The 26,181-nt window shown below is 72.8% G+C and carries 27 protein-coding genes and 1 pseudogene; 17 read left to right on the plus strand and 11 right to left on the minus strand.

The window, feature by feature from the left end:
* From ACPYOM_RS10920 to ACPYOM_RS10930, 3 genes and pseudogenes are all read left to right on the plus strand, one after another.
* A pseudogene (locus tag ACPYOM_RS10920) lies at positions 1 to 677 on the plus strand (heat-inducible transcriptional repressor HrcA); the annotation flags it as partial.
* A 99-nt stretch (positions 678 to 776) separates the two neighbouring features.
* Positions 777 to 1,907, plus strand: a complete 1,131-nt coding sequence (gene dnaJ, locus ACPYOM_RS10925; protein WP_481345954.1) for a molecular chaperone DnaJ — start codon at positions 777 to 779, stop codon at positions 1,905 to 1,907.
* Between the two features lie 40 nt (positions 1,908 to 1,947).
* Positions 1,948 to 2,691, plus strand: coding sequence for a 16S rRNA (uracil(1498)-N(3))-methyltransferase (locus tag ACPYOM_RS10930; protein WP_481345955.1), 744 nt, complete (start codon positions 1,948 to 1,950; stop codon positions 2,689 to 2,691).
* Positions 2,692 to 2,732: 41 nt separating this feature from the next.
* Here ACPYOM_RS10930 and ACPYOM_RS10935 read toward each other — a convergent pair whose 3' ends face one another.
* Together ACPYOM_RS10935 and ACPYOM_RS10940 are read right to left on the minus strand one after the other, a co-directional pair.
* On the minus strand, positions 2,733 to 4,004 hold the full coding sequence (locus tag ACPYOM_RS10935) for a Gmad2 immunoglobulin-like domain-containing protein (RefSeq protein WP_481345956.1): 1,272 nt from the start codon (positions 4,002 to 4,004) through the stop codon (positions 2,733 to 2,735).
* A complete protein-coding gene (locus tag ACPYOM_RS10940) occupies positions 4,001 to 4,669 on the minus strand; it encodes a SigE family RNA polymerase sigma factor (protein WP_481345957.1) in 669 nt (222 codons plus the stop codon). The genes ACPYOM_RS10935 and ACPYOM_RS10940 overlap by 4 nt, the downstream gene beginning before the upstream one ends.
* A 67-nt stretch (positions 4,670 to 4,736) precedes the next feature.
* Here ACPYOM_RS10940 and ACPYOM_RS10945 point away from each other — a divergent pair, with 67 nt between their 5' ends.
* The 9 genes from ACPYOM_RS10945 (at position 4,737) to ACPYOM_RS10985 (ending at position 14,759) form a co-directional block, all read left to right on the plus strand.
* Positions 4,737 to 5,096, plus strand: coding sequence for an HIT domain-containing protein (locus ACPYOM_RS10945; RefSeq protein ID WP_481342827.1), 360 nt, complete (start codon positions 4,737 to 4,739; stop codon positions 5,094 to 5,096).
* A complete protein-coding gene (locus ACPYOM_RS10950; RefSeq protein ID WP_481345958.1) occupies positions 5,093 to 6,667 on the plus strand; it encodes a S10 family peptidase in 1,575 nt (524 codons plus the stop codon). Before ACPYOM_RS10945 ends, ACPYOM_RS10950 begins: the two co-directional genes overlap by 4 nt.
* A gap of 13 nt (positions 6,668 to 6,680) precedes the next feature.
* The gene (locus tag ACPYOM_RS10955; RefSeq protein ID WP_481342825.1) at positions 6,681 to 7,871 is read left to right on the plus strand and encodes a PhoH family protein; all 1,191 of its coding nucleotides are present in this window, start codon (positions 6,681 to 6,683) and stop codon (positions 7,869 to 7,871) included.
* On the plus strand, positions 7,868 to 8,335 hold the full coding sequence (gene ybeY, locus ACPYOM_RS10960; protein ID WP_481342824.1) for an rRNA maturation RNase YbeY: 468 nt from the start codon (positions 7,868 to 7,870) through the stop codon (positions 8,333 to 8,335). Before ACPYOM_RS10955 ends, ybeY begins: the two co-directional genes overlap by 4 nt.
* 7 nt (positions 8,336 to 8,342) lie before the next feature.
* Positions 8,343 to 9,659, plus strand: a complete 1,317-nt coding sequence (locus ACPYOM_RS10965; protein WP_481345959.1) for a hemolysin family protein — start codon at positions 8,343 to 8,345, stop codon at positions 9,657 to 9,659.
* On the plus strand, positions 9,637 to 10,584 hold the full coding sequence (gene era, locus ACPYOM_RS10970; protein ID WP_481345960.1) for a GTPase Era: 948 nt from the start codon (positions 9,637 to 9,639) through the stop codon (positions 10,582 to 10,584). The genes ACPYOM_RS10965 and era overlap by 23 nt, the downstream gene beginning before the upstream one ends.
* A 151-nt stretch (positions 10,585 to 10,735) precedes the next feature.
* Positions 10,736 to 10,888 (plus strand): hypothetical protein, encoded by a 153-nt coding sequence (locus tag ACPYOM_RS10975; protein ID WP_481342821.1) that lies wholly within the window; start codon positions 10,736 to 10,738, stop codon positions 10,886 to 10,888.
* A gap of 451 nt (positions 10,889 to 11,339) precedes the next feature.
* A complete protein-coding gene (gene leuA / locus ACPYOM_RS10980; protein ID WP_481345961.1) occupies positions 11,340 to 13,100 on the plus strand; it encodes a 2-isopropylmalate synthase in 1,761 nt (586 codons plus the stop codon).
* 81 nt (positions 13,101 to 13,181) lie between these two features.
* Complete coding sequence (locus ACPYOM_RS10985; protein ID WP_481345962.1) at positions 13,182 to 14,759, plus strand: hypothetical protein; 1,578 nt, start codon at positions 13,182 to 13,184, stop codon at positions 14,757 to 14,759.
* Between the two features lie 9 nt (positions 14,760 to 14,768).
* On the opposite strand, the gene ACPYOM_RS10990 is transcribed toward ACPYOM_RS10985, so the two are convergent.
* Together ACPYOM_RS10990 and ACPYOM_RS10995 are read right to left on the minus strand one after the other, a co-directional pair.
* On the minus strand, positions 14,769 to 15,638 hold the full coding sequence (locus ACPYOM_RS10990; RefSeq protein WP_481345963.1) for a maleylpyruvate isomerase family mycothiol-dependent enzyme: 870 nt from the start codon (positions 15,636 to 15,638) through the stop codon (positions 14,769 to 14,771).
* 25 nt (positions 15,639 to 15,663) lie between these two features.
* Positions 15,664 to 16,314, minus strand: coding sequence for an alpha-ketoglutarate-dependent dioxygenase AlkB (locus ACPYOM_RS10995; RefSeq protein ID WP_481345964.1), 651 nt, complete (start codon positions 16,312 to 16,314; stop codon positions 15,664 to 15,666).
* A 155-nt stretch (positions 16,315 to 16,469) separates the two neighbouring features.
* On the opposite strand from ACPYOM_RS10995, the gene recO reads away from it, so the two are divergent.
* Both recO and ACPYOM_RS11005 read left to right on the plus strand, forming a co-directional pair.
* Complete coding sequence (recO, locus tag ACPYOM_RS11000) at positions 16,470 to 17,198, plus strand: DNA repair protein RecO (RefSeq protein WP_481345965.1); 729 nt, start codon at positions 16,470 to 16,472, stop codon at positions 17,196 to 17,198.
* A gap of 46 nt (positions 17,199 to 17,244) precedes the next feature.
* Entirely contained in the window at positions 17,245 to 18,036 is a 792-nt protein-coding gene (locus ACPYOM_RS11005) for an isoprenyl transferase (protein ID WP_481342813.1), read from the plus strand.
* Between the two features lie 55 nt (positions 18,037 to 18,091).
* Here the strand turns inward: ACPYOM_RS11005 and ACPYOM_RS11010 are convergent, their stop codons facing one another.
* From ACPYOM_RS11010 to ACPYOM_RS11035, 6 genes are all read right to left on the minus strand, one after another.
* Positions 18,092 to 19,021 carry an SMP-30/gluconolactonase/LRE family protein gene (locus tag ACPYOM_RS11010; RefSeq protein ID WP_481345966.1) on the minus strand — a complete coding sequence of 310 codons (930 nt, stop codon included), beginning with the start codon at positions 19,019 to 19,021 and terminating at the stop codon, positions 18,092 to 18,094.
* A 170-nt stretch (positions 19,022 to 19,191) separates the two neighbouring features.
* Positions 19,192 to 19,620 (minus strand): Fur family transcriptional regulator, encoded by a 429-nt coding sequence (locus ACPYOM_RS11015; protein ID WP_481345967.1) that lies wholly within the window; start codon positions 19,618 to 19,620, stop codon positions 19,192 to 19,194.
* Positions 19,617 to 20,648, minus strand: a complete 1,032-nt coding sequence (locus ACPYOM_RS11020) for a metal ABC transporter permease (RefSeq protein ID WP_481343451.1) — start codon at positions 20,646 to 20,648, stop codon at positions 19,617 to 19,619. The genes ACPYOM_RS11015 and ACPYOM_RS11020 overlap by 4 nt, the downstream gene beginning before the upstream one ends.
* On the minus strand, positions 20,648 to 21,508 hold the full coding sequence (locus tag ACPYOM_RS11025; RefSeq protein ID WP_481343448.1) for a metal ABC transporter ATP-binding protein: 861 nt from the start codon (positions 21,506 to 21,508) through the stop codon (positions 20,648 to 20,650). The genes ACPYOM_RS11020 and ACPYOM_RS11025 overlap by 1 nt, the downstream gene beginning before the upstream one ends.
* The gene (locus ACPYOM_RS11030) at positions 21,505 to 22,557 is read right to left on the minus strand and encodes a metal ABC transporter substrate-binding protein (protein WP_481345968.1); all 1,053 of its coding nucleotides are present in this window, start codon (positions 22,555 to 22,557) and stop codon (positions 21,505 to 21,507) included. The genes ACPYOM_RS11025 and ACPYOM_RS11030 overlap by 4 nt, the downstream gene beginning before the upstream one ends.
* Positions 22,558 to 22,600: 43 nt before the next feature.
* Positions 22,601 to 22,888, minus strand: coding sequence for a DUF6703 family protein (locus tag ACPYOM_RS11035; RefSeq protein ID WP_481345969.1), 288 nt, complete (start codon positions 22,886 to 22,888; stop codon positions 22,601 to 22,603).
* 79 nt (positions 22,889 to 22,967) lie between these two features.
* Here ACPYOM_RS11035 and ACPYOM_RS11040 point away from each other — a divergent pair, with 79 nt between their 5' ends.
* Both ACPYOM_RS11040 and ACPYOM_RS11045 read left to right on the plus strand, forming a co-directional pair.
* Positions 22,968 to 24,362 carry a glycine--tRNA ligase gene (locus ACPYOM_RS11040; RefSeq protein WP_481343445.1) on the plus strand — a complete coding sequence of 465 codons (1,395 nt, stop codon included), beginning with the start codon at positions 22,968 to 22,970 and terminating at the stop codon, positions 24,360 to 24,362.
* 42 nt (positions 24,363 to 24,404) lie between these two features.
* Positions 24,405 to 24,968 (plus strand): HEAT repeat domain-containing protein, encoded by a 564-nt coding sequence (locus ACPYOM_RS11045; protein WP_481343444.1) that lies wholly within the window; start codon positions 24,405 to 24,407, stop codon positions 24,966 to 24,968.
* A 56-nt stretch (positions 24,969 to 25,024) separates the two neighbouring features.
* Here ACPYOM_RS11045 and ACPYOM_RS11050 read toward each other — a convergent pair whose 3' ends face one another.
* Positions 25,025 to 25,897, minus strand: coding sequence for a sulfurtransferase (locus ACPYOM_RS11050; RefSeq protein WP_481345970.1), 873 nt, complete (start codon positions 25,895 to 25,897; stop codon positions 25,025 to 25,027).
* 25 nt (positions 25,898 to 25,922) lie between these two features.
* On the opposite strand from ACPYOM_RS11050, the gene ACPYOM_RS11055 reads away from it, so the two are divergent.
* On the plus strand, positions 25,923 to 26,181 hold a 259-nt coding region (locus ACPYOM_RS11055), incomplete at its 3' end, for an alpha/beta fold hydrolase (RefSeq protein WP_481345971.1).

A 26,181-nucleotide genomic window follows, 5' to 3' on the forward strand; every position in this document is an offset into this window, starting at 1 on the left:
TGCAGTACCCGTCGCTGACGCGCTCGACGGTGCGCCACGTCGAGCTCGTGCCCGTCGGTGCGACGCACGTCATGGCCGTGCTCATCGTCAACACCGGACGCGTCGAGCAGCGCGTCGTCGACGCCGGTCGCCCGCTGGCGGACGCCGACGGTGAGGTCTTCGTGGCGGCCCTGCGCACGCGCATCAACGAGGTGTCCGCCGGTGTGCCGTTCACCGTCGCCGCGACGCAGCTGCGCCGGCTCGTCGAGGAGGCCGCGGACACCGACCGCGAGGCGACCGAAGCGGTCGTGTCCGCCCTGACCGACCTGCTCGCCGAGGAGCGTGAGGAGCGCGTCGTCCTCGCCGGCCAGGCCAACCTCGCGCGCGCGGGCTCGGACTTCGCCCGCACCATCGGCCCGATCCTCGAGGCCCTCGAGGAGCACGTGACCCTGCTGCGCCTGCTCGGCCAGCTCGGCGACGACCCCGAGCTCGTGTCGGTCCGGATCGGCTCGGAGAACCCGGTCTCCGGCCTCCAGACCACCTCGCTGGTCTCGATGGGGTACGGGTCGGGCACCGAGCGCATCGCGAGCCTCGGCGTCCTCGGCCCCACCCGGATGGACTACCCGACCACCATGGCGTCCGTGCGGGCCGTGGCGCGCTACGTGTCCGAGATCCTCGACGACAACCGCTCCACCTGACCCGACCACGACCGACCCTGACCCGAGCCCGAGCGACCCCACACCCCACGCCACCCCACGACCCGACGACCGCACCCACGGAACCGAAGGAACACCCGCTTGAACGACTACTACGCCGTCCTCGACGTCTCCCGCGACGCGAGCCAGGAGGAGATCAAGAAGGCGTACCGCAGGCTCGCGCGCCGGCTGCACCCCGACGTCAACCCCGGGCCGGAGGCCGAGGAGGAGTTCAAACGGGTCTCGCAGGCCTACGACGTCCTGTCCGACCCGCAGAAGCGCCGCCAGTTCGACATGGGCTCGGACCCCTTCGCCACCGGTGGGGGTGCCGGCTACGGCGCCGGGGCGGGGTTCTCGTTCAGCGACGTCATGGACGCGTTCTTCGGCGCCGGTGCGACCGGTGCCCGCGGTCCCCGTCCGCGGGTCCAGCGCGGGCAGGACGCCCTCGTACGCCTCGACATCGACCTCGCCAAGGCCGTCTTCGGGTCCGAGGAGGAGCTCGCCCTCGACACCGCGGTCGGCTGCAGCCGCTGCGGTGGTGACGGCGCCGAGCCGGGGACCGGCCGGCAGACCTGCCCGATCTGCCACGGTGCCGGCGAGATCCAGCAGGTGCAGCGCAGCTTCCTCGGCCAGGTCATGACCTCGCGCCCCTGCGTCAACTGCCAGGGCTTCGGCTCGACCCTGACCGACCCGTGCCACGACTGCTCCGGCGACGGCCGGGTCCGCACCCGTCGCACGCTCAAGCTCAAGGTGCCGGCCGGCGTCGACACCGGCACGCGCATCCAGCTGACCGGCGAGGGCGAGGTCGGCCCCGGCAACGGCCCCCGCGCCGACCTCTACGTCGAGGTCCGCGTGCTCAACCACGACGCGTACACCCGGCGCGGGGACGACCTGCACTGCAGCGTCGAGCTGCCCATGGCGGCGGCGGCGCTCGGGACGACGATCAAGCTGTCGACCTTCGACGGCATGCAGGACCTCGAGATCAAGGCCGGCACCCAGAGCGGTGACGTCCTCACCCTCCGCGGCCTCGGCGTCACCCACCTGCGCCACGGCGGACGCGGCGACCTGCTCGTCCACGCCACGGTCCAGACCCCGACGAAGCTGACCGAGGAGCAGCAGGACCTCCTGCGGCAGTTCGCGGCGCTCCGCGGCGAGGAGCGCCCCGAGGGTCGGCTCGCGCCCGTCAACAAGGGCCTCTTCGGCAAGCTGCGCGACGCGTTCAAGGAGAAGTGACCGGAGGCGCGGCGCCGTCCTGCTGCGGCAGGATGGCGCCGTGACGCACCAGCTCTTCCTCGGCGACCCCGACGCGGTGGCCCGCGCCGCGGCCGGCTCGAGGCTCGCCCTCACCGGCGACGAGGGTCGGCACGCGGCGACCGTCGTGCGCCTCCGGGCGGGGGAGCGGTGCTACGTCGCCGACGGCCGCGGCCGGCGAGCCCTGCTCGAGGTGACGCACGTCGACCGGTCGGAGGTGACCGGCACCGTCGTCGAGGTCGTCGACGAGCCCGCGCCGGACCCGCGGCTGGTCCTCGTCCAGGCGCTCGCCAAGGGGGACCGCGACGAGCAGGCGATCGAGGCGGCCACCGAGCTCGGCGTCGACGAGGTGGTGCCGTGGCAGGCCGAACGGTCGGTCGTCGTCTGGCGCGGGGACCGCGCCGCCAAGTCGCAGGCCAAGTGGGCCGCGGTCGTCGCCCGGGCCACCAAGCAGTCCCGGCGTGCCCGCATCCCGGTGACCGCCGGGCACGTCGGTCTGTCCGGACTCGTCGCGCGGGCCCGGGCGTCGGCCCTCGTCCTCGTGCTCCACGAGGACGCCACCGAACCGCTCGCGTGCGTCGACCTGCCGGACGGCGGGGACGTGCTCGTCGTCGTGGGCCCCGAGGGCGGCATCACCGGCCGCGAGCTGGACGCGCTGGTCGACGCCGGGGCGAGGCCGGTACGGCTGGGGCCGACGATCCTGCGCTCGTCGTCGGCCGGCCCGGCCGCCCTCGCCGTCCTCCTCGCGCGGTCCCGCTGGCGCTGAGCCTGAGCCCCCGGCGGCGCTGTACCGTGCCGGCCGAGACGTCAGCGGACCGTCACGGGGATGCGCTGCTCGGCGGCGACCGAGCCGTCCTTGGCGCTGGACTCGAGGACCCGCACGACGTACGAGCCGGCCGTGAGGGCCGGTGTCCGGAACGAGTACGGGCCACGCTGCGGCGCGGCCGCGCGGGCCGTCGTGCTGCCCCTGGCGACGACCGTCGTACCGCGGAGCACCTGCCACTCGACGTTGGCCTCGAACGTGCTCGCGATGCCGTTGACGGTGAGGCCGCGGCCGGCAGGGAGCGTCGCGCCGCGGGCCGGCTCGTCGACCCAGAGCGGCGAGAGGACCTCGTAGACGCCCAGGTCGTCGGCCGGACGCTGCTGCGGCGTGCCCGACGGGACGCCGGGAGCGACGTCGCCGCCGCCGCGGACCGTCAGCACGACCGGCTTGGTGCCCTGGCCGACGCCGGCCTGCGCCGTCCACACGAGCTGCTGCACGGCGAGGCCCGCCGCCACGGGGGACCCGCTCGGCAAACCGCCCGAGAGCGTGACGACGATGCGGCCCGACGCGTCGAGGTTCACCGACAGCGGGCGCACGCCCCACCAGGCCGACACGTACGACGACGACCCGGGTGCGGCACCCATGGCGACCGCGAGGCCGGCGAGCGCCCGCGACTCGGGGCCGTCCGGCGTCGTCACGTCCGTGCGGACGAACTCCCGGAAGAGACGCAGGTCCGAGCCGGACGAGCCCGAGCCCCCCGACGTCCCGCCCGCGACGAGCGGGCCGACGTAGTAGACGGGGACGCTGGCCGTCGACGTGGCCGGTGGTGCCGGCTGGGACGTCGGTCCCTGCGCAGTCTGGGTCGGGATGCTCGACGGCTGCGACGCGGAGGGGGTGCTGCGCTGCGTCGGCGCGGTGGTCGAGGCGATGGCCGTCGGGGGTGGCCCCGCCACGGGCGGCGTCCGGTCGGCGCCACGCACCGCGGCCCAGACGCCCCCGGCGACGAGGACGGCGGCCGCGGCGGCCGCGACCGGGACGAGCCAGCGGTGCGGGCGACCGGGACGGTTCGGGCCCCCGGCGCCGGCCGCGCGGGCGGTCTCGCCGTGCGCCTCGGCGAGGATCGCCCCGAGCCGGTCGTGCGGCGTGATGGTGCGCGACTCGGTCGCCAGGCCGCGGCGCAGCCGGTCCTCCACGGGGCGGAGCGCGGCCCCGATCGCGACGGCGTCCTCGGCCCCGGAGGTGCGAGCGCGCCCGGACGGGTCGCCGGACGGGTCGCGTGCGGGGTCACCGGGACGACGGTTCGGGTCGGTGTTCATGACGGCTCCGTGGGGTCGATGGTGCGGCGCAGCGCGCTCAGCCCGCGGTGGGCGTGCGTCTTGACGGCGCCGGCGGAGATCTCGAGGGCCCGGGCGATCTGCGCCTCGGACAGGTCGGCGTAGTAGCGCAGCACGAGGACCTCGCGCTGCCGCTCGGGCAGCTCGCGCAGGGCGTCGACCATGGCGTCGCGTCCGACGGCGTGCAGGGCGTGGGACTCGGCGCTGCCCACCCAGCCGCGCCCTGGCGCGTCGGCGGCGCCGGCCTCGCGCGCGGTGTGCCGGTCGACGACGACCGCGTGCCGCTGCACGGACCGGCACCCGTTGACGACCGCGGTCTGCAGGTAGGCGACGACGCGCCCCGAGTCGCGGATCGAGGACCACTGCCGGTGCGTCGCGACGAAGGCGTCCTGGACGACGTCCTCCGCGGCCGCCTGGTCGCGCAGCAGCAGCCAGCCGAGCCGTACCAGCCGGTCCCAGTGCGCGTGGTAGAGCTCGGTGACGGCGACGTCGGGGTCGACGGGCAGGTCACGCTGGCCGGTCTGGTGCGTATGGGCCGTCTGGGCCGTCTGGTGCGTCGGGCCGCCACCCGCTCGCCACGGCGCCGACCCGACGCGGTCGTCCCGGTCACCCGGGCCGGCCGGGCGGTCGACCCGTTCCGACGGCATACGCAACGTTCTCACGGCAAGGAGACGCACAGGTGCACGCCGGGGTTGACACACCTAAGGTGCCTTCATGACCGCGCAGACCCCGACCGACTGCCTCTTCTGCAGGATCGTCGCCGGCGACGTCCCCTCCGACCGGGTGGCCGAGTCGGAGCGGTCCGTCGCGTTCCGCGACATCAGCCCCGCGGCGCCGGTCCACGTGCTCGTCGTGCCGCGCCGGCACGAGCCGACCGTGGGTGCGCTCGCGGTCGCCGACGCCGACGACCTCGCCGACGTCTTCCGGCTCGCCCAGCAGGTCGCCGAGGCCGAGGGCGTCGGTGGGGCGCACCGGCTCATCGCCAACACCGGGCGGGGCGCCGGCCAGACGATCTTCCACGCGCACGTGCACCTCCTCGGCGGTGCCGCCTTCACCGAGAAGGGCATGGTGTGAGCGACCAGCCCCTGTCGCCGGCCACGGACGAGGGCGAGGCCGACGCCAGCCGCGCGCCGAGAGCCGGCGCGTCCGCGCCGGCCGACACGACCACCGGCGCCGACGCGTCCTCGGGCAAGGGCCCCGGGACGGCCACGCCGACCGACGACCTCGTGACGACCCAGCACACCCTGCGCGTCGGGCGCCGGCGGCTCCGGTACACGGCGGTGACCGGACGCGTCGTCCTGCGCGAGGAGGAGCACAAGGACGGAACGTTCGGCGGTCACACGCCCCGCGCCGAGCTGTCGATGACGACGTACACCCTCGACGACGCCGACCCGCGGACCCGGCCGGTCACCTTCGCGTTCAACGGTGGCCCCGGCAGCTCGAGCGTCTGGCTGCACCTGGGCCTGCTCGGGCCCCGCCGGCTCGTCATGGGCGACGTCGGCGCGCTGGCCCCGCCGCCGTACGACCTCGTCGAGAACCCCGAGTCGCTCCTTGCCGTCAGCGACCTCGTGTTCATCGACCCGATGTCGACCGGCTACTCGCGTGCCGTCGAGGGCGGCAAGCCCGGTGAGTACCACGGCTACCGCAAGGACATCGAGTCCGTCGGCGAGCTGATCCGGCTGTGGACCTCGCGCCACAAGCGGTGGATGTCGCCGAAGTTCGTCGCGGGGGAGTCGTACGGCACGCTCCGCGGCGCAGCCCTCGCCGAGCACCTGCAGAGCCGCTACGGCATGTACCTCAACGGGCTGATCCTCATCTCCAGCGTCCTCGACCTCGGCTCGATCGACTTCGAGAACCAGCGCAACGACCGCGCGCACGCGCTCTACCTGCCCACGTATGCGGCGGTGGCGCACTACCACGGCAAGCACGGCCGCCGGTCGCTGCGCACGGTCGTCGGGGAGGCGGAGGCGTACGCGTCGGGTGAGTACCCCCGGGTGCTCGCCCGCGGCTCGCGCCTGACCGCGCCCGAGCGGGCCGACGCCGTGGCCACCGTCGCCCGCCTGTCCGGGCTGTCCGAGGACTACGTGAACCGCGCCGACCTGCGCATCGAGCACTGGCGGTACTTCACCGAGCTGCTGCGCGACCGGCGGCTGTCCGTCGGACGCCTCGACGCCCGGTTCACCGGCCCCGCGGCGGCGGCGATCGCCGAGAACATGGACGCCGACCCGTCCCACGACGCCATCGCCGGCCCGTACTCGGCCGTGTGGAACCACTACGTCCGCGACGAGCTCGGCTACGAGAGCGACCTGCACTACGAGCAGATCAGCCGGCTCGTGCACCCCTGGAGCTACAAGGAGTTCGAGGGCCGGCCCGTCGACGTCTCGCCGCTGCTCGAGCGGGCGATGCGCCAGAACCCGCACCTGCGCGTCCACGTCGCGTACGGCTACTACGACGGCGCCACCCCGCACTTCGCGGCCGAAGACGTCATCGCCCACCTCCAGCTGCCGCCGGAGCGGCTCGCCGCCGACGTCGAGCACGCGTACTACGAGGCCGGCCACATGATGTACGTGCACGAGCCCTCGAGGCTGCAGCAGAGCAAGGACCTCGCCGATTTCGTGGTGAGGTCATCCGGCGGTCCCACGTAGACTCGTGGGCAAGATGAACGACCCATCGCCACGCGGCCACGAGCCCGACAGCCCAGACCCCATCGAGCCCACGGGCCCGGCCCGCAGCAGCGGTGCCGCGGACGGCGGCCGCGCGCCGGACAGTCCGGTCCTGACGCGCGAGATCCCGCCCCCGGTCGAGATGGTCACCCTCCTCGGCCCGCGCGACGAGCTGCTGCGCACCATGGAGCGGCAGTTCCCCCTCGTCGACACGCACGTCCGCGGCAACGAGATGACCTTCACCGGCCCGGCCGGCGAGCTGGACATCATCGACGGCCTGCTCGACGAGCTGCTCACCATCGTGGCCACCGGGCAGCCGCTCAACCGCGACGCCGTCGAGCGCTCGATCGGCATGCTGCGCAGCCAGACCACCGAGCGGCCCGCCGACGTCCTGACGATGAACATCATCAGCAACCGCGGCCGCACCATCCGCCCGAAGACCCTGAACCAGAAGCGCTACGTCGACGCCATCGACGAGCACACCATCGTCTTCGGCATCGGTCCCGCAGGCACCGGCAAGACCTACCTCGCGATGGCCAAGGCCGTCGCGGCCCTGCAGGCCAAGCAGGTCAACCGCATCATCCTGACCCGCCCGGCCGTCGAGGCCGGCGAGCGCCTCGGCTTCCTGCCGGGGACGCTCAACGACAAGATCGACCCGTACCTGCGGCCGCTCTACGACGCGCTGCACGACATGGTCTCTCCCGAGACCATCCCCAAGCTCATGGCGTCCGGCACCATCGAGGTCGCCCCGCTGGCCTACATGCGGGGTCGGTCGCTCAACGACGCGTTCATCATCCTCGACGAGGCCCAGAACACCTCGAGCGAGCAGATGAAGATGTTCCTCACGCGTCTGGGCTTCGGCTCGAAGATGGTCGTCACCGGCGACATCACCCAGGTCGACCTGCCCGACGGCACGCGGTCGGGGCTGACCGTCGTGCGCGACATCCTCGACGGCGTCGAGGACATCCATTTCGCCGAGCTGACCTCCCACGACGTCGTGCGCCACCGGCTCGTCAGCGCCATCGTCGACGCCTACGACCGCAGTGCCTCGCGCGAGGAACGGCGGCGCCAGGAGCGACGGGAGCAGCGTCGGTCCGAACCCCGCGGCGGCGTCCACCGTGGTGAGGAGCGCCGCCGGCGCCCCCAGGGGGAGCGTGGCGGCGAGGCCCGGGAGGCGGGCGCGTGAGCATCGACGTCCTCAACGAGACCGACGCGGCGGTCGACGAGCTCGAGCTGCTCGCGTGCGCGACGTACGTCATGGAGCAGATGCGCGTGCACCCGCAGGCCGACCTGTGCATCAAGCTCGTCGACGAGGACGCCATGGAGGTCCTCCACGTGCAGTGGATGGACCTGCCCGGCCCGACCGACGTCATGAGCTTCCCGATGGACGAGCTTCGGCCGGGCCGCGAGGGCCAGGAACCGGAGGAGGGCACGCTCGGCGACATCGTGCTGTGCCCGTCGGTCGCCACGAAACAGGCCGTCGAGGCCGGGCACGCGCCCATCGAGGAGATGCTCCTGCTGACGACGCACGGCATCCTGCACCTGCTCGGCTACGACCACGCCGAGCCGGACGAGGAGCGCGAGATGTTCGAGCTGCAGCGCCAGCTGCTGCTGACGTTCCTCGCCACGCGCAACCGTCCCAGCGCCTGAGGTCCCCGTGCTACCGCAGCTCGTCCTGCCGGCGCTGATCAGCATCGTCGTCGCGTTCGTCCTGTCCGCCGCCGAGGCCGCGATCTTCCGGATGTCCCGGGTGCGCGCCCAGGAGCTCTGGGACGAGGGTCGCTCGGGTGCCAAGTCCCTGCTGACCGTCGTCGCCGACTCGCCCGCCTACCTGGCCGTCATCGCGTTCCTGCGCGTCGTTGCGGAGGCGACGACGGCTGTGCTCGTCACCCTCGCCGTCGCCGGACAGGTCGCCTCGACGTGGAGCCGGGCGCTCATCAGCATCGCCATCATGGCCGTCGTCTCGTTCGTCGTCGTCGGCGTGTCCCCGCGCACGCTGGGGCGGCGCAACTACGACACCGTCGCCCTCTGGAGCGCGCCCTTCGCCGTCGGCCTGCGCCGGGTCCTCGGTCCGGTCGCCAAGCTGCTCGTGGTGCTCGGCAACGCCGTGACCCCGGGCAAGGGGTACTCCGACGGGCCCTTCCAGACCGAGTCCGAGCTGCGCGACCTCGTCGACATCGCCGGGGAGTCCGACGTCATCGAGGAGGACGAGCGGGAGATGATCCACTCGGTCTTCGAGCTCGGTGACACCGTGGCCCGCGAGGTCATGGTCCCGCGCACCGACATGGTGACGATCGATGCCGACAAGACACTGCGCGGCGCCATGTCGCTGTTCCTGCGCTCCGGCTTCTCCCGCATCCCGGTGATCGGGGAGGACAGCGACGACGTGCGCGGCCTGCTCTACTTCAAGGACGTCGCGCGTCGACTCACGGCCGCCCCGGAGGACGCCAAGCACCTGGCGACCGAGGTGATGCGACCCATGCACTTCGTGCCCGAGAGCAAGCCGGTCGACGACCTCCTGCGCGAGATGCAGCAGGAGCAGAACCACTTCGCCATCGTCGTCGACGAGTACGGCGGCACCGCGGGCCTCGTCACGATCGAGGACATCATCGAGGAGATCGTCGGCGAGATCGCCGACGAGCACGACCGCGAGGCCCCCGGCGTGGAGCAGCTGGAGAACGGGACGCTGCGCGTCCCGGCGTCCATGGACATCGACGACCTCGCCGAGCTGTTCGACGTCACGATCGACGAGGACGACGTCGACACCGTGGGTGGCCTGCTCACCAAGGTCATCGGACGCGTCCCGATCGTCGGCTCGTCCGGCCGGGTCGCGGGGCTCGAGCTGACGGCCGAGCGGATGGCGGGGCGCCGCCACCGCGTCGCGTCGGTCATCGTGCACCGGGCGCAGGTGGAGGACACTGACGGCGAGACGAGCGAGACGGAGGACGCCCATGGCCACGCGAGCGGGCACTGACAGCACCGGCGGGCAGGCGCCCTACCGGGCCGGGTTCGCCTGTCTGGTGGGCCGGCCCAACGCCGGCAAGTCGACGCTGACCAACGCGCTCGTCGGCCAGAAGGTCGCCATCACGAGCTCGAAGCCGCAGACGACGCGGCACACGATCCGCGGCGTCGCCACGACGCCCGAGGCGCAGCTGATCCTCGTCGACACCCCGGGCCTGCACAAGCCGCGCACGCTCCTCGGTGAGCGCCTCAACGACCTCGTCCGCGAGACGCTCCTCGAGGTGGACGTCGTCGGCTTCTGCCTTCCGGCGGACCAGCGTCCCGGCCCGGGTGACGCGTTCATCGCCAACGAGCTCAAGGAGCTGCGCTCGGTGCGCCGCCGGCCCGTCGTCGCCATCGCGACCAAGGCCGACGCCGTCGACCGCGACCGCCTGGCCGAGCACCTCATCGCCATCGACCGGCTGGGGGAGTGGGACGCCATCATCCCGTGCTCCGCGGTGTCCGGCGAGCAGGTGGTCGAGGTCCGTGACCTCCTCGCGTCCTACCTGCCCGAGTCGCCGCAGCTCTACCCCGACGGTGTCCTCACCGACGAGCCCGAGGCGGTCATGATCGCCGAGCTCGTGCGCGAGGCGGCGCTCGAGGGCGTCCGCGACGAGCTGCCGCACTCACTGGCCGTCGTCGTGGAGGAGATGGTGCCACGCGAGGACCGCCCCGAGGACAACCCGCTGCTCGACGTGCGCGTCAACGTCTTCGTCGAGCGGCCGAGCCAGAAGGCGATCGTCATCGGTCGCGGGGGATCGCGGCTGCGCGAGGTCGGCACCAACGCCCGCAAGGGGATCGAGGCGCTGCTCGGGCAGAAGGTCTTCCTCGACCTGCACGTCAAGGTCGCGAAGGACTGGCAGCGCGACCCCAAGCAGCTGCAGCGCCTGGGTTTCTGACGGGTCCGATCGTCGCCGCGGCGTCTCCTCGTGAGCGCTGCGTCTCCTCGTCGGCGGCCCACCGCTGACCAGGAGACACGAGCGGTACCAGCCGACGTTTCGCGGCACGTCCCCGCCGTCGGGCCTAGGCTGGAGGTGACGAGGAGGCGACATGTCCGAGATGCCGGCGCACGACCACGAGCTCGAGGTGCTCGAGGAGGACCAGAACGTCCCGCCACGTCCCGAGGAGCAGATCGCGGATGTTCGAGACCGGCCCGCCCCGTCCGGCGAGCAGGAGGACGACTCCGCGTCACCCTCGTCATGAGCGGGGACCCACTGCTCGAGTCGAGTGACCCCTGGGGTCGCAACGACCCACCGGTCGTCTCGGACGCCGACCTCCCACCGCTGCCGCCGGTTCTCGCAGAGATCGTCGCGGCGTTCGAGAACGGTGACCGGGTCAGGGCGCCGGAGGGAGGCCCCGAATCGTGGCCCGGAGGCAACGACCTCCGAACCGACCCGATGACACGGGAGCCCGGCCCTCCCTGGCGAGAGCCCGGACCTCGAGGAGGTCGTTGGCTCGAGAGTCGGGTCTCAGGATGCGGGCAGCCTTCCCGAGGGGTGGACGCGGGCGCGTCGACCGGCATACCGTGATGCCGTGCGTGCGGTGAGCCTCCTCCTTCTCTGCCGCGACGAGGCCTGATCCCGGCCCTCCTCGTCGCGGAGTTTCCCGTGTCCGGCCGGACACCGAGCGAAACGCAGACGAAGAGAGTGACGCGATGATCCACCCCCAGCAGACGTCGGGAATGCCGTTCCAGAAGTACGTCCCGTTCCACGAGCAGATCCCCTTCGAGCTCCCGGACCGCACCTGGCCCGGCAAACGCATCGAGCAGGCCCCGCGCTGGTGCGCCGTCGACCTTCGCGACGGCAACCAGGCCCTCATCGACCCGATGAACACCGAGCGCAAGCTGCGCTTGTTCCAGCTGCTCGTGAAGATGGGCTACAAGGAGATCGAGGTCGGCTTCCCGTCGGCGAGCCAGACCGACTTTGACTTCGTCCGCGAGCTGATCCAGGGCGGCCACATCCCCGACGACGTGACGATCCAGGTGCTGACACAGTGCCGGGACCACCTCATCGAGCGCACCTACGACGCCATCGCCGGCGCCAAGCAGGCCATCGTCCACTTCTACAACTCGACGTCCGTGCTCCAGCGTCGCGTCGTCTTCGGCCTCGACCAGGACGGCATCATCGACATCGCGGTCCAGGCCGCACGCCTGTGCCGCAAGCTCGAGGAGACCGTCCCCGACACGACGATCTACTACGAGTACTCGCCCGAGTCCTACACCGGCACCGAGCTCGAGTTCGCGATGCGCATCTGCAACGCCGTCATCGACGTCATCGACCCGACGCCGGACCACAAGATGATCGTCAACCTTCCGGCGACCGTCGAGATGGCCACGCCCAACGTGTACGCCGACTCCATCGAGTGGATGATCCGCCACATCGAGCGGCGTGAGTCGGTCGTCGTCAGCCTGCATCCCCACAACGACCGGGGCACCGGCGTCGCGGCGGCCGAGCTGGGCTACCTGGCCGGCGCCGACCGCATCGAGGGCTGCCTCTTCGGCAACGGTGAGCGCACCGGCAACGTCTGCCTCGTGACGCTCGGGATGAACCTGTTCAGCCAGGGCATCGACCCCCAGATCGACTTCAGCGACATCGACGAGGTGCGCCGCACCGTCGAGTACTGCAACCAGCTGCCGGTGGGCGAGCGGCACCCCTACGGCGGCGACCTCGTCTTCACGGCCTTCTCCGGGTCGCACCAGGACGCCATCAAGAAGGGCTTCGAGGCCATGGCCTCCGAGGCGAAGGAGAAGGGCACGACCGTCGACGACCTCGTCTGGGGCGTCCCCTACCTGCCGATCGACCCGCACGACCTCGGCCGGTCCTACGAGGCGGTCGTCCGCGTCAACAGCCAGTCCGGCAAGGGCGGCGTGTCCTACATCATGAAGTCCGAGCACCAGATGGACCTGCCGCGGCGCCTGCAGATCGAGTTCTCCGGCGTTGTCCAGCGAGGCGTCGACCAGGACGGCGGCGAGGTCTCGCCGGCGGCGCTGTGGGCCCGGTTCCAGGACGAGTACCTGCCGAACCCGGCTGCTCCGTGGGGCCGGTTCGACCTTGTCAACGTCGTCACGGACTCGACCGTCGACGGTGCGAGCACCATCGAGGCGACCGTCACCGACCGTGGCGAGCCGGTGACGGTGAGCGGCACCGGCAACGGACCCATCGCCGCGTTCGTCGCGGCCCTGGGCACCATCGAGGGCACGCCCGACGTCCGCGTCCTCGACTACGCCGAGCACGCGCTGTCCGCCGGTGGCGACGCCCGGGCCGCCGCCTACGTCGAGTGCGCCGTCGGCGACCGCGTCCTCTGGGGTGTCGGCGTCGACTCCTCGATCGTCACCGCCTCCATCAAGGCCATCGTGTCGGCCGTCAACCGCGCCGAGCGCGACGCCGCCGCCGCCACCTCGGTCCCCGGCGCCTGACCTGCCGAGCCGTTCCGCGACGGCCCGGGGCCCCGTGCCCCGGGCCGGCGCCGACCCGGCGCTCCGGTAGGTTCTGGGCCCATGGACTCCGCCCTCGGCCGGACGCTGCTCCGGCTCGTCGGCGCCGGCCTGCTCGCGGTCGCCCTCGTCGGGCTGCTCGCTCCGCGCGCCGTCAACACCCCGCACCGCTGGTACGTCGTCGTGCCCGCCTGCGTCCTGCTGCTGGTGCTCGCGACGTTCGTCCGCGCGCCGCGGTGGGTCCACGGCCGATGGGTCGTCCCTGTCGTCTCCGCGGCCGGTGGGGCCGTCGCGACGTTCGTGGGGCTCGCGGGACGCTACGACTACGGCTGGGACGCCCGCGTCGCCCTCGACCTCGCGCGCGACCTGCACGCCGGTCGCCCGCTCGGCGACGCCGGCTACCACTACCTCTCGCTCTACCCCAACAACCTCCCGCTCCTCGCGATCGACCGCGGCGGCGTCGAGCTCGGCTCGCTCCTCGGGCTCGCGCCCGATGCCGTCCTCATCACCCTGAACGGGGCCTGCGTCGCAGTGACGCTGCTGGCCGTGGGTGCCATGGTGCGTCGGGCTCGTGGCGCCGCCGCTGCGGTCGCCGCGCAGCTGGGCACGCTCGTCCTCGTCGGGACGAGCCCGTGGCTCGCCGTGCCCTACACCGACTACTACGCGATGCCGTTCCTCGCGGTCGGGGTCGCCATCGCCGGCCGCGCGCTGCTCCCCGGGGTGCGTGACGCCCCCCGCGCGTCGCCCGGCTCGCGCACCGCTCGCGCGCTGACGTGGGTGGCCGCCGCCGTCTGCTACGGGATCGCCTACGCGATCAAGACGACGCCCGCGGTCGCCGTCATCGCGACGGTGCTCACCGTCGTCGTGGCGGTGTTCGACGGCGACCACGCGCCCCGAGGCCGGGTCACCGCACTCGCCGCGAGCCTCGTCGCCGTCGGCGTCTTCCTCGGGATCGCCGTCGCCGCGCCCGGCGTGGCGGCGGCCGCCTCCGGCATCGAGACCGGTCGCGTGCGCGCCGGCGTCTCACCTCCGGTCCTGTGGTGGGTGGCCAACGGCCTGAGCGAGCACGTCGCCCCGGACGGCGTCGTCAGCTACGGCACGTACTCGCGCGAGATGGTCGAGGCCATCGAGGGGCGCTCCCCACAGCAGATGACCGACTACGCCCGCGCCTACATCGCCGACCGCTGGGCCGAGCGCGGGCCCGGGGGCACGCTCGCCTTCTACGCGGAGAAGGCGGCCTGGAACTGGGGCGACGGCATGTTCTGGGCCTGGGGGGAGGGAGTGGACTCGCTTCCCGGAAGGCTCGCCGACGCGGACGGTGTCGTCGGAGTCGTCCACTCGCTCAACGGTTTCCACGGGACCGCGTACGGGTGGCGAGTCGACCTCACCCAGGCGCTGTGGCTGGCGGTGCTGCTGGTCGGGGGCGTCGGACTGCTGCGGGCTCGCTACCGGCGCGACGTCCTGCTCGTCGCCCTCGCCGTGCTCGGCATCGCGGCGTTCACGCTGCTGTTCCAGGGACGGTCCCGCTACGTCTTCACCTTCGCACCGCTCGTCGTCGCGCTCGCCGCGATGACCCGGACGGGCGTCGGGACGCGGCGTCGCCGGCCGCGTGGTTCCGACGCCGCGTCCGCCGCGGGCTGACGCGTCCGGTCAGTCGATCGAGCCCCGCACGACCGCGTCGACCGCCGACAGGGCGTCCGGGTCGCCGGTACGCGCCAGCTCGCCGGCCATCGGCCGGTTCCACAGCCAGCAGTCGAGGTCGGCGGCGGTGCCGCACACCTGGGGCGCCGAGGCTTTCGAGGCGTCCGACCCGTCCGAGAGGTCCGAGCCTGCCTCCATGGTGGGCCCGTCGGCGACGAGGAACCGCAGCAGGTCGATGTCGCGGCCCTCGTAGGTGCCGGTGACACGTACCGGGGTGACGGTCCACGTGTGCATCGTGTCGACGGTGACGACGGTGACCGGCGCCCCGAGCGGCGCGTGCTCGAGCCCGGGCTCGGGCTCGTAGCCGCGCATGATGCGAAGGGCCTCGTCGACGCCGTCGGCCGCGAGCCGGGCGTCGATCGCGGCGCGGTCCTCCGGGGCGATGCCCGCGGTGGCCTCGGCGTCGAGGCGGTGCACGAGGGCCTCGTGGGCCTGCCTGCGGCGGATGTAGCCGGCGGTGTGCTCGTCGGCCCACATCCACAGCTCGGTGTCGGGTGGGAGCTGCGAGAGCTGCTCGTGCAGCCGGCCGCTCGACGTGTCGAAGGCCTCGAGGAGGGCGGCACGACCCTCCGGTCGCGGCGGCCGCGCGTCGCCGTGCGCCTCGACCTGCTCGGCCGTCGTCAGGCGGTTCTCGGCGATCTCACCCCAGAACCACTGGACGTCGGCGAGGTGCCACAGCAGGTCGTCGGCGTCCCAGTCCGGGCACGTCGGCACGGTGGTCCCGGCCGGTACGCCGGCGAGGACCTCGCGGAAACGGGCCGACTCGGCGGCGAGGTGGTCGAGGAAGGGAAGGTCTGCACCCGATGGGGCAGAGGGCATGCGGACTCCTTGGTCGTGCGAGCGGTCAGCGGACTCCCGCGACGCGGAACTGGACGGAGATGCGGGGCCCCATCGGCTCGGACGTCTTCGGGACCGCATGGTCCCACGTGCGCTGGCAGGAGCCGCCCATCACCACGAGGTCACCATGGCCCAGGGGGTAGCGCAAGCTCTTCTGCGTCGTGCCGGGGATCGCACCACCGTCGCGCGGGCGCAGGGCGAGCACCCTCGGCGACCCGAGCGACAGGATCGCGACCATCGTGTCGCTGTCTCTGGAGCGCCCGATGCGGTCACCGTGCCAGGCGACGCTGTCGTGACCGTCGCGGTACAGGCACAGCCCCGCCGTGACGAACGGCTCGCCCAGCTCGCTCGCGTAGTGCGCGCTCAGTGCGTCGCGGGCCTGGTCGAGCAGGGGGTGCGGGAGGCGTTCTCCGGCCGCGTAGAACTTCGTGAGCCGCGGGACGTCCACGACGTTGTCGTACATCTGCCGCCGCTCGGCGTGCCAGGGCACGTCGTGCAGGAGGGCCGAGAGCAGCGCGTCGCCCGCCGCCAGCCAGCCCGGCCGCACGTCCACCCACGCCCCGTGGGCCAGGGCGTGGCGGCGCAGGCCGGTGCCGACGTCGCGCAGCGTCATCTCGTCGGTGAGGTCGAGCAGCGACCCCTGAAGGGTGAGGTCCATGCCGCCACTGTAACGCACCAGGTCGAACACGTGTTCGAGACAACGCACGGATCTCGATGGCCGGTGCAGCGGTCCTCCCGGGCGCCGGCGCGGTGGCGTGGGAGCCTGCGGCGCGTGCGCGCGTCGTGACGCCGCCCGCGAGGGAGAATGGACCCATGCCCCTCTACCGCGACGAGGCGATCGTCCTGCGCACGCACAAGCTGGGCGAGGCCGACCGCATCATCACGATGCTGACCCGCACCCGCGGGCGCGTGCGAGCCGTCGCCAAGGGCGTCCGGCGGACGAAGTCCCGGTTCGGCTCACGTCTCGAACCGGGCATGGTCGTCGACGTCCAGTGCTACGAGGGGCGCAACCTCGACACCGTGACCCAGGTCGAGACCCTCGCGCCGTACGGCGACGCGATCGCCCGCGACTACACGGCCTACACGTGCGCGACGTCGATGCTCGAGACGGCGCTGCAGCTGACCGAGGAGCACGAGCCGCAGACCCAGCAGTACCTCCTCCTCGCCGGGGCGCTGCGCTCCCTCGCCGAGCGCACCCACGACCCCGGCCTCGTCCTCGACGCGTACCTGCTGCGCTCCCTCGCCGTCGCCGGTTGGGCGCCGAGCTTCGTCGACTGTGCGCGCTGCGGCGCCGACGGACCGCACCGCGCCTTCAACGTCCAGGCGGGTGGGGCGGTGTGCTCCTCGTGCCGGCCGCCCGGCTCGACGGCGCCCGCGCCGGAGACGTTCGAGCTGCTCGCTGCCCTGCTCTCGGGCGACTGGGACCTCGCCGACGAGAGCGACCCGCGCCACCGCCGGCAGGGCAACGGCATGGTGTCGGCGTTCCTCCAGTGGCACATCGAGCGGGGGCTACGCTCCCTACGGCTCGTCGAGCGCGCCTGAGCCCGAAGCCGATCCGTCCACCGCACCTCCCACCGACCGGAGAGCCATGCCCGCCGCCACCCCGTACGCCCGGCCCTTCCCGCACCCGTCGGGAGCCACCGCCCCGGTCATCCCGGCCGGTGCGCTGCCCGGACACGTCGCGATCGTCATGGACGGCAACGGCCGGTGGGCCAACCAGCGTGGGCTGCCGCGCACCAAGGGCCACGAGGCGGGAGAGGCGTCGCTGCTCGACGTCGTCGCGGGCGCCATCGAGGTCGGGGTCACCCACCTGTCGGCGTACGCCTTCTCGACGGAGAACTGGCGCCGGTCGCCCGAGGAGGTGCGCTTCCTCATGGGCTTCAACCGCGACGTCATCCGCCGCCGCCGCGACCAGCTGCACGAGTGGGGCGTGCGGATGCGGTGGGTCGGGCGCGCGCCGCGACTGTGGCGCTCGGTGATCAAGGAGCTCGAGGTCGCCCAGGAGCTGACGCAGCACAACACCGGGCTGACTCTCTACTTCTGCGTCAACTACGGCGGTCGCGCCGAGATCGCCGACGCCGTCCAGCGGATCGCCCACGACGTCAAGGACGGTCGCCTCCGGCCCGGCTCGGTCGACGAGAGGACGATCAAGAGGTACCTCGACGAGCCGACGATGCCCGACGTCGACCTGTTCGTGCGCTCCTCGGGTGAGCAGCGCACGAGCAACTTCCTCCTGTGGCAGTCGGCGTACGCCGAGATGGTGTTCCAGAACCGGCTGTGGCCCGACTACGACCGCCGCGACCTGTGGGCCGCCGTCGAGGAGTACGTCGCCCGCGACCGGCGGTACGGCGGCGCGGTCGACGCCCCCACCCGGTCCTGACGACGGCGCACCACAGGCGCGCAGCTCGGGAGCGGAGCGCCGGGTGGGGTGGGCCTCAGCGGTCGACGACGACGACGTCGTACGTGCTCGCCGTGGGTGGGAACCCGGTGTCGAACTTCGCGTTGACGACCGCGAGCCGGTCACCGAACCGCGCGACGGTCGTCGGGATCTCGAAGCTGTCGCTCGTCACCGTGCGCAGCAGCCGTCCCGAGGACAGGTCGCCGGAGAGGCGGAACTCGGAGACCTCGTTGGAGAAGTTCTGCACGGCGTAGACGGTCCGTCCCTCGAGCAGGATGCCGTCCACGTTCGGCACGCTCACCCGGGCGATCGTCGCGCTCCGGCCGGTGACGGGATCCACGGTGATGAGCGTTCCGGAGTTGCTGTGCGCGACGACGAGCGTCCTGCCGTCGGCGGTCGCCTGGATGCCGTTGTTGTTGAAGCCCGGGAGCACGACGGCGGCCGGACCGTGCAGGTCGAGCGTCCGAGCCGCGCCGAGGGCTCCGCTCGGGCTGACCGGGACGAAGTAGAGCCTGGCCTGGGCCGAGTCGGTGAACCAGGCCCCTGTCTTCGTCAACGCGACGTCGTTGATGACCGAGGTGGTGGTGCTCAGCTGGTACGTGGCGACCGAGGCGCCGGTGTCCACGTCGTACACGTAGGCCTGCCCGGTGAAACCGCCGGCGACGAAGAGCAGCCGATGCGCCAGGTCGACCCGCAGCCCGAGGGCCATCCGCCCCGCGGGCGCGTCGATGAACCTCGATGCGGTGCCGGTCCGCACGTCACCGCGGAAGATGTCGCCGGTGAACAGCTCATCGGCGTAGAACGTCGTCCCGCTGCCGCTGGCGATGCCTTCCGCGGACTGCGCGCCCGGAAGCACGATCGGCGGCGGCTCCTCGTGGGCGGCCTGGGCGGGAGCGCTCAGACCCATCAGGGCCAGCAGGCCAGCGACGGTGACCGCCACGAGGCGGTGCCTTCCGGGAACGGCCATGGGACTCTCCTTCGCACGACTCGGGTGACGCACCACCGCCGGTGGCGGTCTCGCAAGCGTCCCGCCGCGCCCGCACGGCGGGCAAGATGGCGAGTCGGGGCATACCGGGCCGGTTGGCCCGGGCCCGGGGCCGCTCGCCCGTGCGGGCGTCGCGGGGGTCGACGCGGGTCTCAGGAGCGGCTGCAGTCGGAGCAGGTGCCGAAGATCTCGAGCGTGTGGGTGACACCGGTGAAGCCGTGGTCGCCCGCAACCTTCTCGGCCCACCTCTCGACGGCCGGTCCCTCCACCTCGACGGTGCGCCCGCAGGCGCGGCACACCAGATGGTGGTGGTGGTGCGTCGAGCACGCGCGGTAGACCGCCTCGCCGTCGTCGGTGCGCAGGACGTCGATGCTGCCGGACTCCACCATCGACTGGAGCGTGCGGTAGACCGTGGCGAGGCCGACGCCCTCGCCCGCCTCGCGCAGCCGCGCGTGGACGGTCTGGGCCGAGGTGAACTCGTCTGAACGGCCGAGCATCTCGGCCACCGCGGCCTGCTGGCGCGTGGGCCGCCGGGTGCTGCCCGTGGCCGTTCCGCGGCCCGGGTTCGTCATCCTGCTCATCGCGTCGTCCTCGTCATCGCCTCGTCCGTCGGGCCGTTCGGGTCGGTCACGCCCTCGTGCTCGTGGCCGCCGTGCTCGTCGTAGTGCCCCTCGTGCGCCGCGTGCAGGTGGCCGTCGTGCACGTAGTCGACGTGGTCGCCGTGGGGGACCGCCGGGTGCCCGCACTCGGTTCCGTGCTCGTGCGGGTGCACCTCGCTGACCGCGTGCCGCCGCCCCCGGACGCGGGCGCGCAGCCCGGTGCCGGCCGCGACGAGGACGAAGATCGCGACGGACAGGAGCACGATCGAGCCGCCCGACGGCGTGTTGAGCGGGTAGGAGGCGACGACGCCGCCGACGCTCGCGACGAGGCCGAAGGCGACGGCCCAGCGCACCCCGCTGCCGAACGAGCGGGCGACGAGCTGCGCAGCGGCGTTGGGCACGATCATCAGCGCGCTGATGAGCAGCAGCCCGACGACCCGCATCGCCACGACGACGGTGGTGGCCGTCAGCACCGCGAGGACGATGTTCAGGGGCAGCACCGGGATTCCGACGGCTCGGGCGTACTCCTCGTCGTTGGCGACGGCGAACAGACGTGGCCGCAGCAGCCACGTCGTGCCGGCGATGACGAGCGCCAGCCCGGCGAAGACCCACAGGTCACCCCTCGTCGTCGTGAGGATGGAGCCGAACAGGTACTTCATGAGGTTGGCCGGCGTGCCCTCGGGGGACCTGCTGATGATGACGACGCCGCCGGCGATGCCGCCGTAGAAGATGACGGCCAGGGCGACGTCGCCGTTGGTGCGTCCGCGGGTGCGCAGCAGCTCGATGACGACGGCGGCGAGCACGGCGGCGACGAGCGCGGTGAGCACCGGCGCCGTGCCGCTGACGAGGCCGATCGCGACACCGGCCAGCGCGACGTGCCCCATGCCGTCGCCGATGAGTGACAGGCGACGCTGCACGAGGAAGATCCCGACGAGGGGGGCGACCGTTCCGACGAGCAGCGCTGCGACGAGGGCGCGCTGCATGAAGTCGACGGTGAGGATGTCGCTGATCATGCGTTGCCTCCTCGGGCGGCGTCGAACGGCCCGCGGCCGAGCACCGGCCGGGTCGTCTCGAGCTCGAGGTCGTGGTGGTGGCTGTCGTGCTCGTGGTGCACGGCCTCGCGTGATGCGGCGTAGGCCGCGGGTGTGCCGTCGAAGACGATGCGGCCGGCGTCGACGACGACGATCCGCGTCAGGAGCCGTTCGAGCGCGCCGAGCTCGTGGGTGACGACGACCATGGTGACGCCGCGATCGACGAGCCGCTCGAGCACGTCGGCGAGCACGTGCTGGCTCGCGGCGTCGACGCCCGCGGTGGGCTCGTCCATGACGAGGACGTCGGGCTGGCCGGCGAGGGCGCGGGCGATGAGGACGCGACGCTGCTGCCCACCCGAGAGCGTGCTCACCTCCGTGGCGGCGCGGTCGCCGAGGCCCACGACCTCGAGCGCGCGTGCGACGACCTGCCGGTCGGTGGCCCGCAGCCGGCCCCACCAGCCGAGACGCGGCAGGCGCCCGGTCTCGACGATCTCCTCGGCCGTCGCGCTCACCGACGCCGACAGCGTGTGCCGCTGCGGCACGTAGCCGATGCGGGCACGGTCGTGGAAGTCGTCGGCGGCGACGCCGAAGAGGGTCACCGAGCCCTGGGTGCGCTCGTTGAGGCCGAGGATGCCCTTCATCAGGGTCGACTTGCCCGACCCGTTGGGCCCGACGACGGCGATGATCTCGCCGCGACGCACCGTGAGGTCGGCACCGCGCAGGACGGTGCGCTCGCCGTAGCCGAACCCCGCGCCACGGACGTCGATGACGACGTCGTCCGCGCCGTCGCCCGTCGCGGTGGCCGGCCGTCGACTCGTCGGGGTCACGTCGGCGCTCACCGGCACCCCAGACCCTTCCGGAGGGCCGCGAGGTTGCTGCGCATGACCTCAAAGTAGTCCCTGCCGGCGGAGGCGTCGGTGATCCCCTCCACCGGGTCGAGCGTGGCGACGGTGGCGCCCGTGCTGCGCGCGATCGTGTCGGCCAGCTGCGGCTCGACGAGCGTCTCCTGGAAGATCGTCGTGACGCCCTCGGAGCGGACGAGGTCGCTGACCGCCTTGAGGCCGGCCGCGCTCGGCTCGGCCTCGGGGGAGATGCCGGCGATGCCGTGCTGGTCCAGCCCGTACCGCTGGGCGAGGTAGCCGAAGGCCGCGTGGCTCGTCACGACGACGGTCGACCGGCAGGACGCCAGGCCGGTGCGGTAGGAGCGGTCCAGGGCCGTCAGCCTCGCGACGAACGCGGCCGTGTTCTTCTCGTACGTGGCCGCGTCGGCGGGGTCGTCCTTCGCGAGGCGGGCGCCGATGGCGCGTGCCACAGCGGCGTAGCGCTGCGGGTCCAGCCAGAAGTGGGGGTCGTCGGCAGCGTGGTCGTGCCCGTCCCCGGAGTCGTGGCCGGAGTCGTGGGCGGCGTCGGTGGGCGTGCTGCCCTGGGCCGACGCGTCCTGGGTCCCGTTGTGGTCGTGACCGTCCTCGGTGGCCGGCAGCGTCAGCCGGGCGGCCGCGGCGACGTCGAGGACGTGCGACGGGTCGACCTGGGCCATGGCGTCGTCGACGGCGGGCTGGAAGCCGTCGGCGTACACGACGAGCCGGGCCTTGGTCATGGTGCCCAGGTCCTGCGGGGCCAGCTCGAGGTCGTGCGGCTCGGTGCCCGGCTTGGTCAGGACCGCGACCTGCCGGCCGCCGCCGAGGATCTGCTGGGTGGCGAACTGCAGCGGGTAGAAGGACGCGACGACCGCGCCGGAGGGGTCGGCCGCCGAGCCGCTCCCGCTCCCGCAGGCGGCCGCACCGAGGCCGACGAGGGCGGCGACCGACAGCGCGGTCAGGCCGGAGCGGACGGCGCCGGGGCGGAGGGGGCCGAAGGGGCGGCCGAGGCCGCGAGCGCGCGAGGTCATGTGACAATGATTCTCAATGTGAGAATCATTGTCAAACAGTTCGTCAGGCGGGCACGACCCGCACGACCGCCACGGCGAGGGCGAGCAGGAGGACGGCACTGCGCATGAGGCGCTCGGGCAGCGTCAGGCGCTGCCACGTGAGGAAGAGGAACCACCCGAGTACCAGCGCCACCAGGACGAACGCGAACCCGCCCCACGGGCGGGGTGCGAGAACGCCGGCGAGGAGCACGACGGCCAGGGCGCCGAGGGTCGCCGGACGCGGCACGCTCGACAGGCGCTCGAGAAGGGGGTAGGACGCGTGCTCGACTCGGGAGCGGAAACTCAGGGCCACCCGTCGAGCCTAGGGGACCCGGGCGGGTGGCCCGGACGCGTGGAGAACCGGGCGTCGCCGGCCCGATAACCTGTCCCGCATGGCCAAGCAGACATCCATCGTGGACACCGTCGTCAGCCTCTGCAAGCGCAGGGGCTTCGTCTTCCCGAGCGGTGAGATCTACGGAGGCACCCGGTCTGCCTGGGACTACGGCCCCCTCGGCGTCGAGCTCAAGGAGAACATCCGGCGCCAGTGGTGGAAGTCGATGGTGACCAGTCGCGACGACGTCGTCGGGCTCGACTCCTCGATCATCCTGCCTCGCGAGACGTGGGTCGCCTCCGGCCACGTCGGCACGTTCACCGACCCGCTCGTCGAGTGCCTCAACTGCCACAGGCGCCGCCGTCAGGACCACCTGCAGGAGGCGCTCGCGGAGAAGAAGGGCATCGCCGACCCCGACTCGGTCCCCATGACCGACATCGTGTGCCCCGACTGCGGCACCAAGGGCCGGTGGACCGAGCCCCGCGACTTCCAGATGATGCTCAAGACCTACCTCGGCGTCATCGAGGACGAGTCCGGCCTGCACTACCTGCGGCCGGAGACGGCGCAGGGCATCTTCGTCAACTTCCTCAACGTCATGCAGGCCTCGCGCAAGAAGCCGCCGTTCGGCATCGCCCAGACCGGCAAGAGCTTCCGCAACGAGATCACGCCCGGCAACTTCATCTTCCGCACCCGCGAGTTCGAGCAGATGGAGATGGAGTTCTTCGTCAAGCCCGGTGAGGACGAGGAGTGGCACCAGTACTGGATCGACGAGCGCACTCGCTGGTACACCGACCTCGGCATCAACCCGGACAACCTGCGTCACTTCGAGCACCCCAAGGACAAGCTGTCGCACTACTCGACGCGCACCGTCGACATCGAGTACCGCTTCAGGTTCGCCGGCTCCGAGTGGGGCGAGCTCGAGGGCATCGCCAACAGGACCGACTTCGACCTCGGCACGCACTCGAAGCACTCGGGTACCGACCTCGTGTACTTCGACCAGCAGACCGGCGAGCGCTACACCCCGTACGTCATCGAGCCCGCGGCCGGACTCTCTCGCTCCCTCATGACCTTCCTCGTCGACGCCTACGCCGAGGACGAGGCCCCGAACACCAAGGGCGGCGTCGACAAGCGCGTCCTGCTGCGCCTCGACCCGCGCCTCGCGCCGGTCAAGGCCGCCGTGCTCCCGCTGTCGCGCAACGCCGACCTGTCGCCGAAGGCCCGAGACCTGGCGGCAACCCTGCGCCAGCACTGGAACGTCGACTTCGACGACGCCGGCGCCATCGGCAAGCGGTACCGCCGCCAGGACGAGATCGGCACGCCCTTCTGCATCACGGTCGACTTCGACACGCTCGAGGACCACGCCGTGACGATCCGCGAGCGCGACACGATGGCCCAGGAGCGCGTCGCCCTGGACAAGGTCGAGGGCTGGCTCGCGCAGCGTCTCGTCGGCTGCTGACGCGACCGGCGGGGCCCACCGGTCGGCGGCCATACTGGCGTGATGGTCGACGATGCGGTGCTGAGAGCGTCGCCGCGCGACCGCGCGGGTGCGGCGGCCGAGGCCCTCGGTGACCGGGCCCTCACCCGATGGTGTGCGGACCTGCTCGCCGGTCGCGCGGCCTGGGGTGACCCCGACCTGCCCGACATCGGCTGGGTCGGTGGGAGAGTCGTCGACGGCTGGGGCTCTCCGGAGCGCCTCGGCGAGGACACGGTCTACTGGTCGCGCGTCTGGGCGGCGCGGACGCTGCTTCACGTCTGGGACGACCTCTGTGGCGCCGATGTCGTTGCGGGGCTGGACGACCCGGCGTGGCGCGTGCGCGAGATGTGCGCCAAGGTGGCCGCGCGGTGGGAGGTCGGCGCGGCGGGGAACGCGTGCGCGACGCTGGTCCTCCGGGACGACACGACGCGCGTGAGGGCTGCGGCCGCGAGGGTCCTGGGGGCAGTCGGCGAGGCCGAGCACGCTCCCGCGCTGCACTCGGCGCTCGATGACCCCGAGCCCTCCGTGCGCCGGGCCGCCGAACGCGCCCTGGCCCGGGTTCGCGTCCGCCTCGACCGGGACGTGTGACCCTCCGGAGCCGGGGCACGTCGTGCTGCGGCGTGCCGGACGCGGCGTGGCGGGCCTCAGCCGGGGACGCGGCCCGTCGCGACCGGCCGCGAGGGGTCGCGGATCCACTCGCTCCACGAGCCCGGGTAGAGCGTCGCGTCGACGCCGATCTCGGCGAGCGCGAGGACGTGGTGCGCCGCCGTGACGCCCGAGCCGCAGTACACGCCGACGGGGCGGCCGGCGACGTCCGCGTCGCCCGGGCCACCCGGCCGGCCTGCGACGACCTGCGCCCAGTGCTCGGCGAGGTCCTCGCGGAAGCGCCCGTCTGCCCCGACCCACTCCGTCGTCGGCGAGGTGATCGCCCCGGGGACGTGCCCCGCGACCGGGTCGATGGGCTCGACCTCGCCGGCATACCGCTCCGTGGCCCGGGCGTCGACGAGCAGCCCCTCGCGGGCGAGCGCGGCGGCGCCGTCGGCGTCCAGCGTCGGGAGGCTGCCGAGGTGGACGGTGCCCTCGCCGTGCCGGTCGGCCGGCTCCTCGGTGCTCACCGGCAGGCCGGCGGCGAGCCACGCCTCGAAGCCACCGTCGACGACGCGCACGTCGGGGATCCCGGCCCAGCGCAGCACCCACCAGGCGCGGGCGGCCGCCGTCGAGTCGCGGCCGTCGTAGACGACCACCCGGGTCCCGGCCGAGATGCCGCAGCGACGGACGAGCCGCTCCAGCGTCGCCGCGTCGGGCAGGGGATGCCGGCCCCCGTCTCCGGGGGCGGCGGCGAGCTCGGAGTCGAGGTCGACGAAGAACGCGCCGGGCACGTGGCCTGCCGCGTAGGCCGGCCGGCCCACCGGTCCCTCGGCGGCGTCGCGGCCGGCGGTCAGGGCCCAGCGGACGTCGAGGACGACGACGTCCTCGATCTCGTGGGCGAGGTCGCTGGCGGTGATGAGGTGGCGCACCGGGCCATCGTGGCATTCTCGGCCTGTGCCCGCCGCGCCGCCCCGACCGCAGGTCGTCCTCGTCCACGGGTCCCGGCTGTCGAGCACGCAGTGGGCGCCGCAGCTGTCCCTGCTCCGGCCGCACGTCGGGGTGTGGCTCGTCGACCTGCCCGGGCACGGCCGGCGAGCCGACGAGGCCTTCACGCTCGGTCGGTGCGCGGAGGTCGTCGACGAGGCCGTGCGCCACGCTGGCGTCAGGGGCCCGGTCGTGCTCGTCGGGCACTCGCTCGGCGGGTTCGTCGCCA

Source organism: Monashia sp. HAY1-2A (genome assembly GCF_056755315.1).

Coding starts and splice junctions, on each gene's coding strand:
- ACPYOM_RS10935 (WP_481345956.1), bottom strand. CDS start 4,004: ATGAACACCGACCCGAACCGTCGTCCCGGTGACCCCGCACGCGACCCG.
- ACPYOM_RS10940 (WP_481345957.1), bottom strand. CDS start 4,669: ATGCCGTCGGAACGGGTCGACCGCCCGGCCGGCCCGGGTGACCGGGAC.
- ACPYOM_RS10945 (WP_481342827.1), top strand. CDS start 4,737: ATGACCGCGCAGACCCCGACCGACTGCCTCTTCTGCAGGATCGTCGCC.
- ACPYOM_RS10955 (WP_481342825.1), top strand. CDS start 6,681: ATGAACGACCCATCGCCACGCGGCCACGAGCCCGACAGCCCAGACCCC.
- era (WP_481345960.1), top strand. CDS start 9,637: ATGGCCACGCGAGCGGGCACTGACAGCACCGGCGGGCAGGCGCCCTAC.
- ACPYOM_RS10975 (WP_481342821.1), top strand. CDS start 10,736: ATGTCCGAGATGCCGGCGCACGACCACGAGCTCGAGGTGCTCGAGGAG.
- leuA (WP_481345961.1), top strand. CDS start 11,340: ATGATCCACCCCCAGCAGACGTCGGGAATGCCGTTCCAGAAGTACGTC.
- ACPYOM_RS10985 (WP_481345962.1), top strand. CDS start 13,182: ATGGACTCCGCCCTCGGCCGGACGCTGCTCCGGCTCGTCGGCGCCGGC.
- ACPYOM_RS10990 (WP_481345963.1), bottom strand. CDS start 15,638: ATGCCCTCTGCCCCATCGGGTGCAGACCTTCCCTTCCTCGACCACCTC.
- ACPYOM_RS10995 (WP_481345964.1), bottom strand. CDS start 16,314: ATGGACCTCACCCTTCAGGGGTCGCTGCTCGACCTCACCGACGAGATG.
- recO (WP_481345965.1), top strand. CDS start 16,470: ATGCCCCTCTACCGCGACGAGGCGATCGTCCTGCGCACGCACAAGCTG.
- ACPYOM_RS11005 (WP_481342813.1), top strand. CDS start 17,245: ATGCCCGCCGCCACCCCGTACGCCCGGCCCTTCCCGCACCCGTCGGGA.
- ACPYOM_RS11010 (WP_481345966.1), bottom strand. CDS start 19,021: ATGGCCGTTCCCGGAAGGCACCGCCTCGTGGCGGTCACCGTCGCTGGC.
- ACPYOM_RS11015 (WP_481345967.1), bottom strand. CDS start 19,620: ATGAGCAGGATGACGAACCCGGGCCGCGGAACGGCCACGGGCAGCACC.
- ACPYOM_RS11030 (WP_481345968.1), bottom strand. CDS start 22,557: ATGACCTCGCGCGCTCGCGGCCTCGGCCGCCCCTTCGGCCCCCTCCGC.
- ACPYOM_RS11040 (WP_481343445.1), top strand. CDS start 22,968: ATGGCCAAGCAGACATCCATCGTGGACACCGTCGTCAGCCTCTGCAAG.
- ACPYOM_RS11045 (WP_481343444.1), top strand. CDS start 24,405: ATGGTCGACGATGCGGTGCTGAGAGCGTCGCCGCGCGACCGCGCGGGT.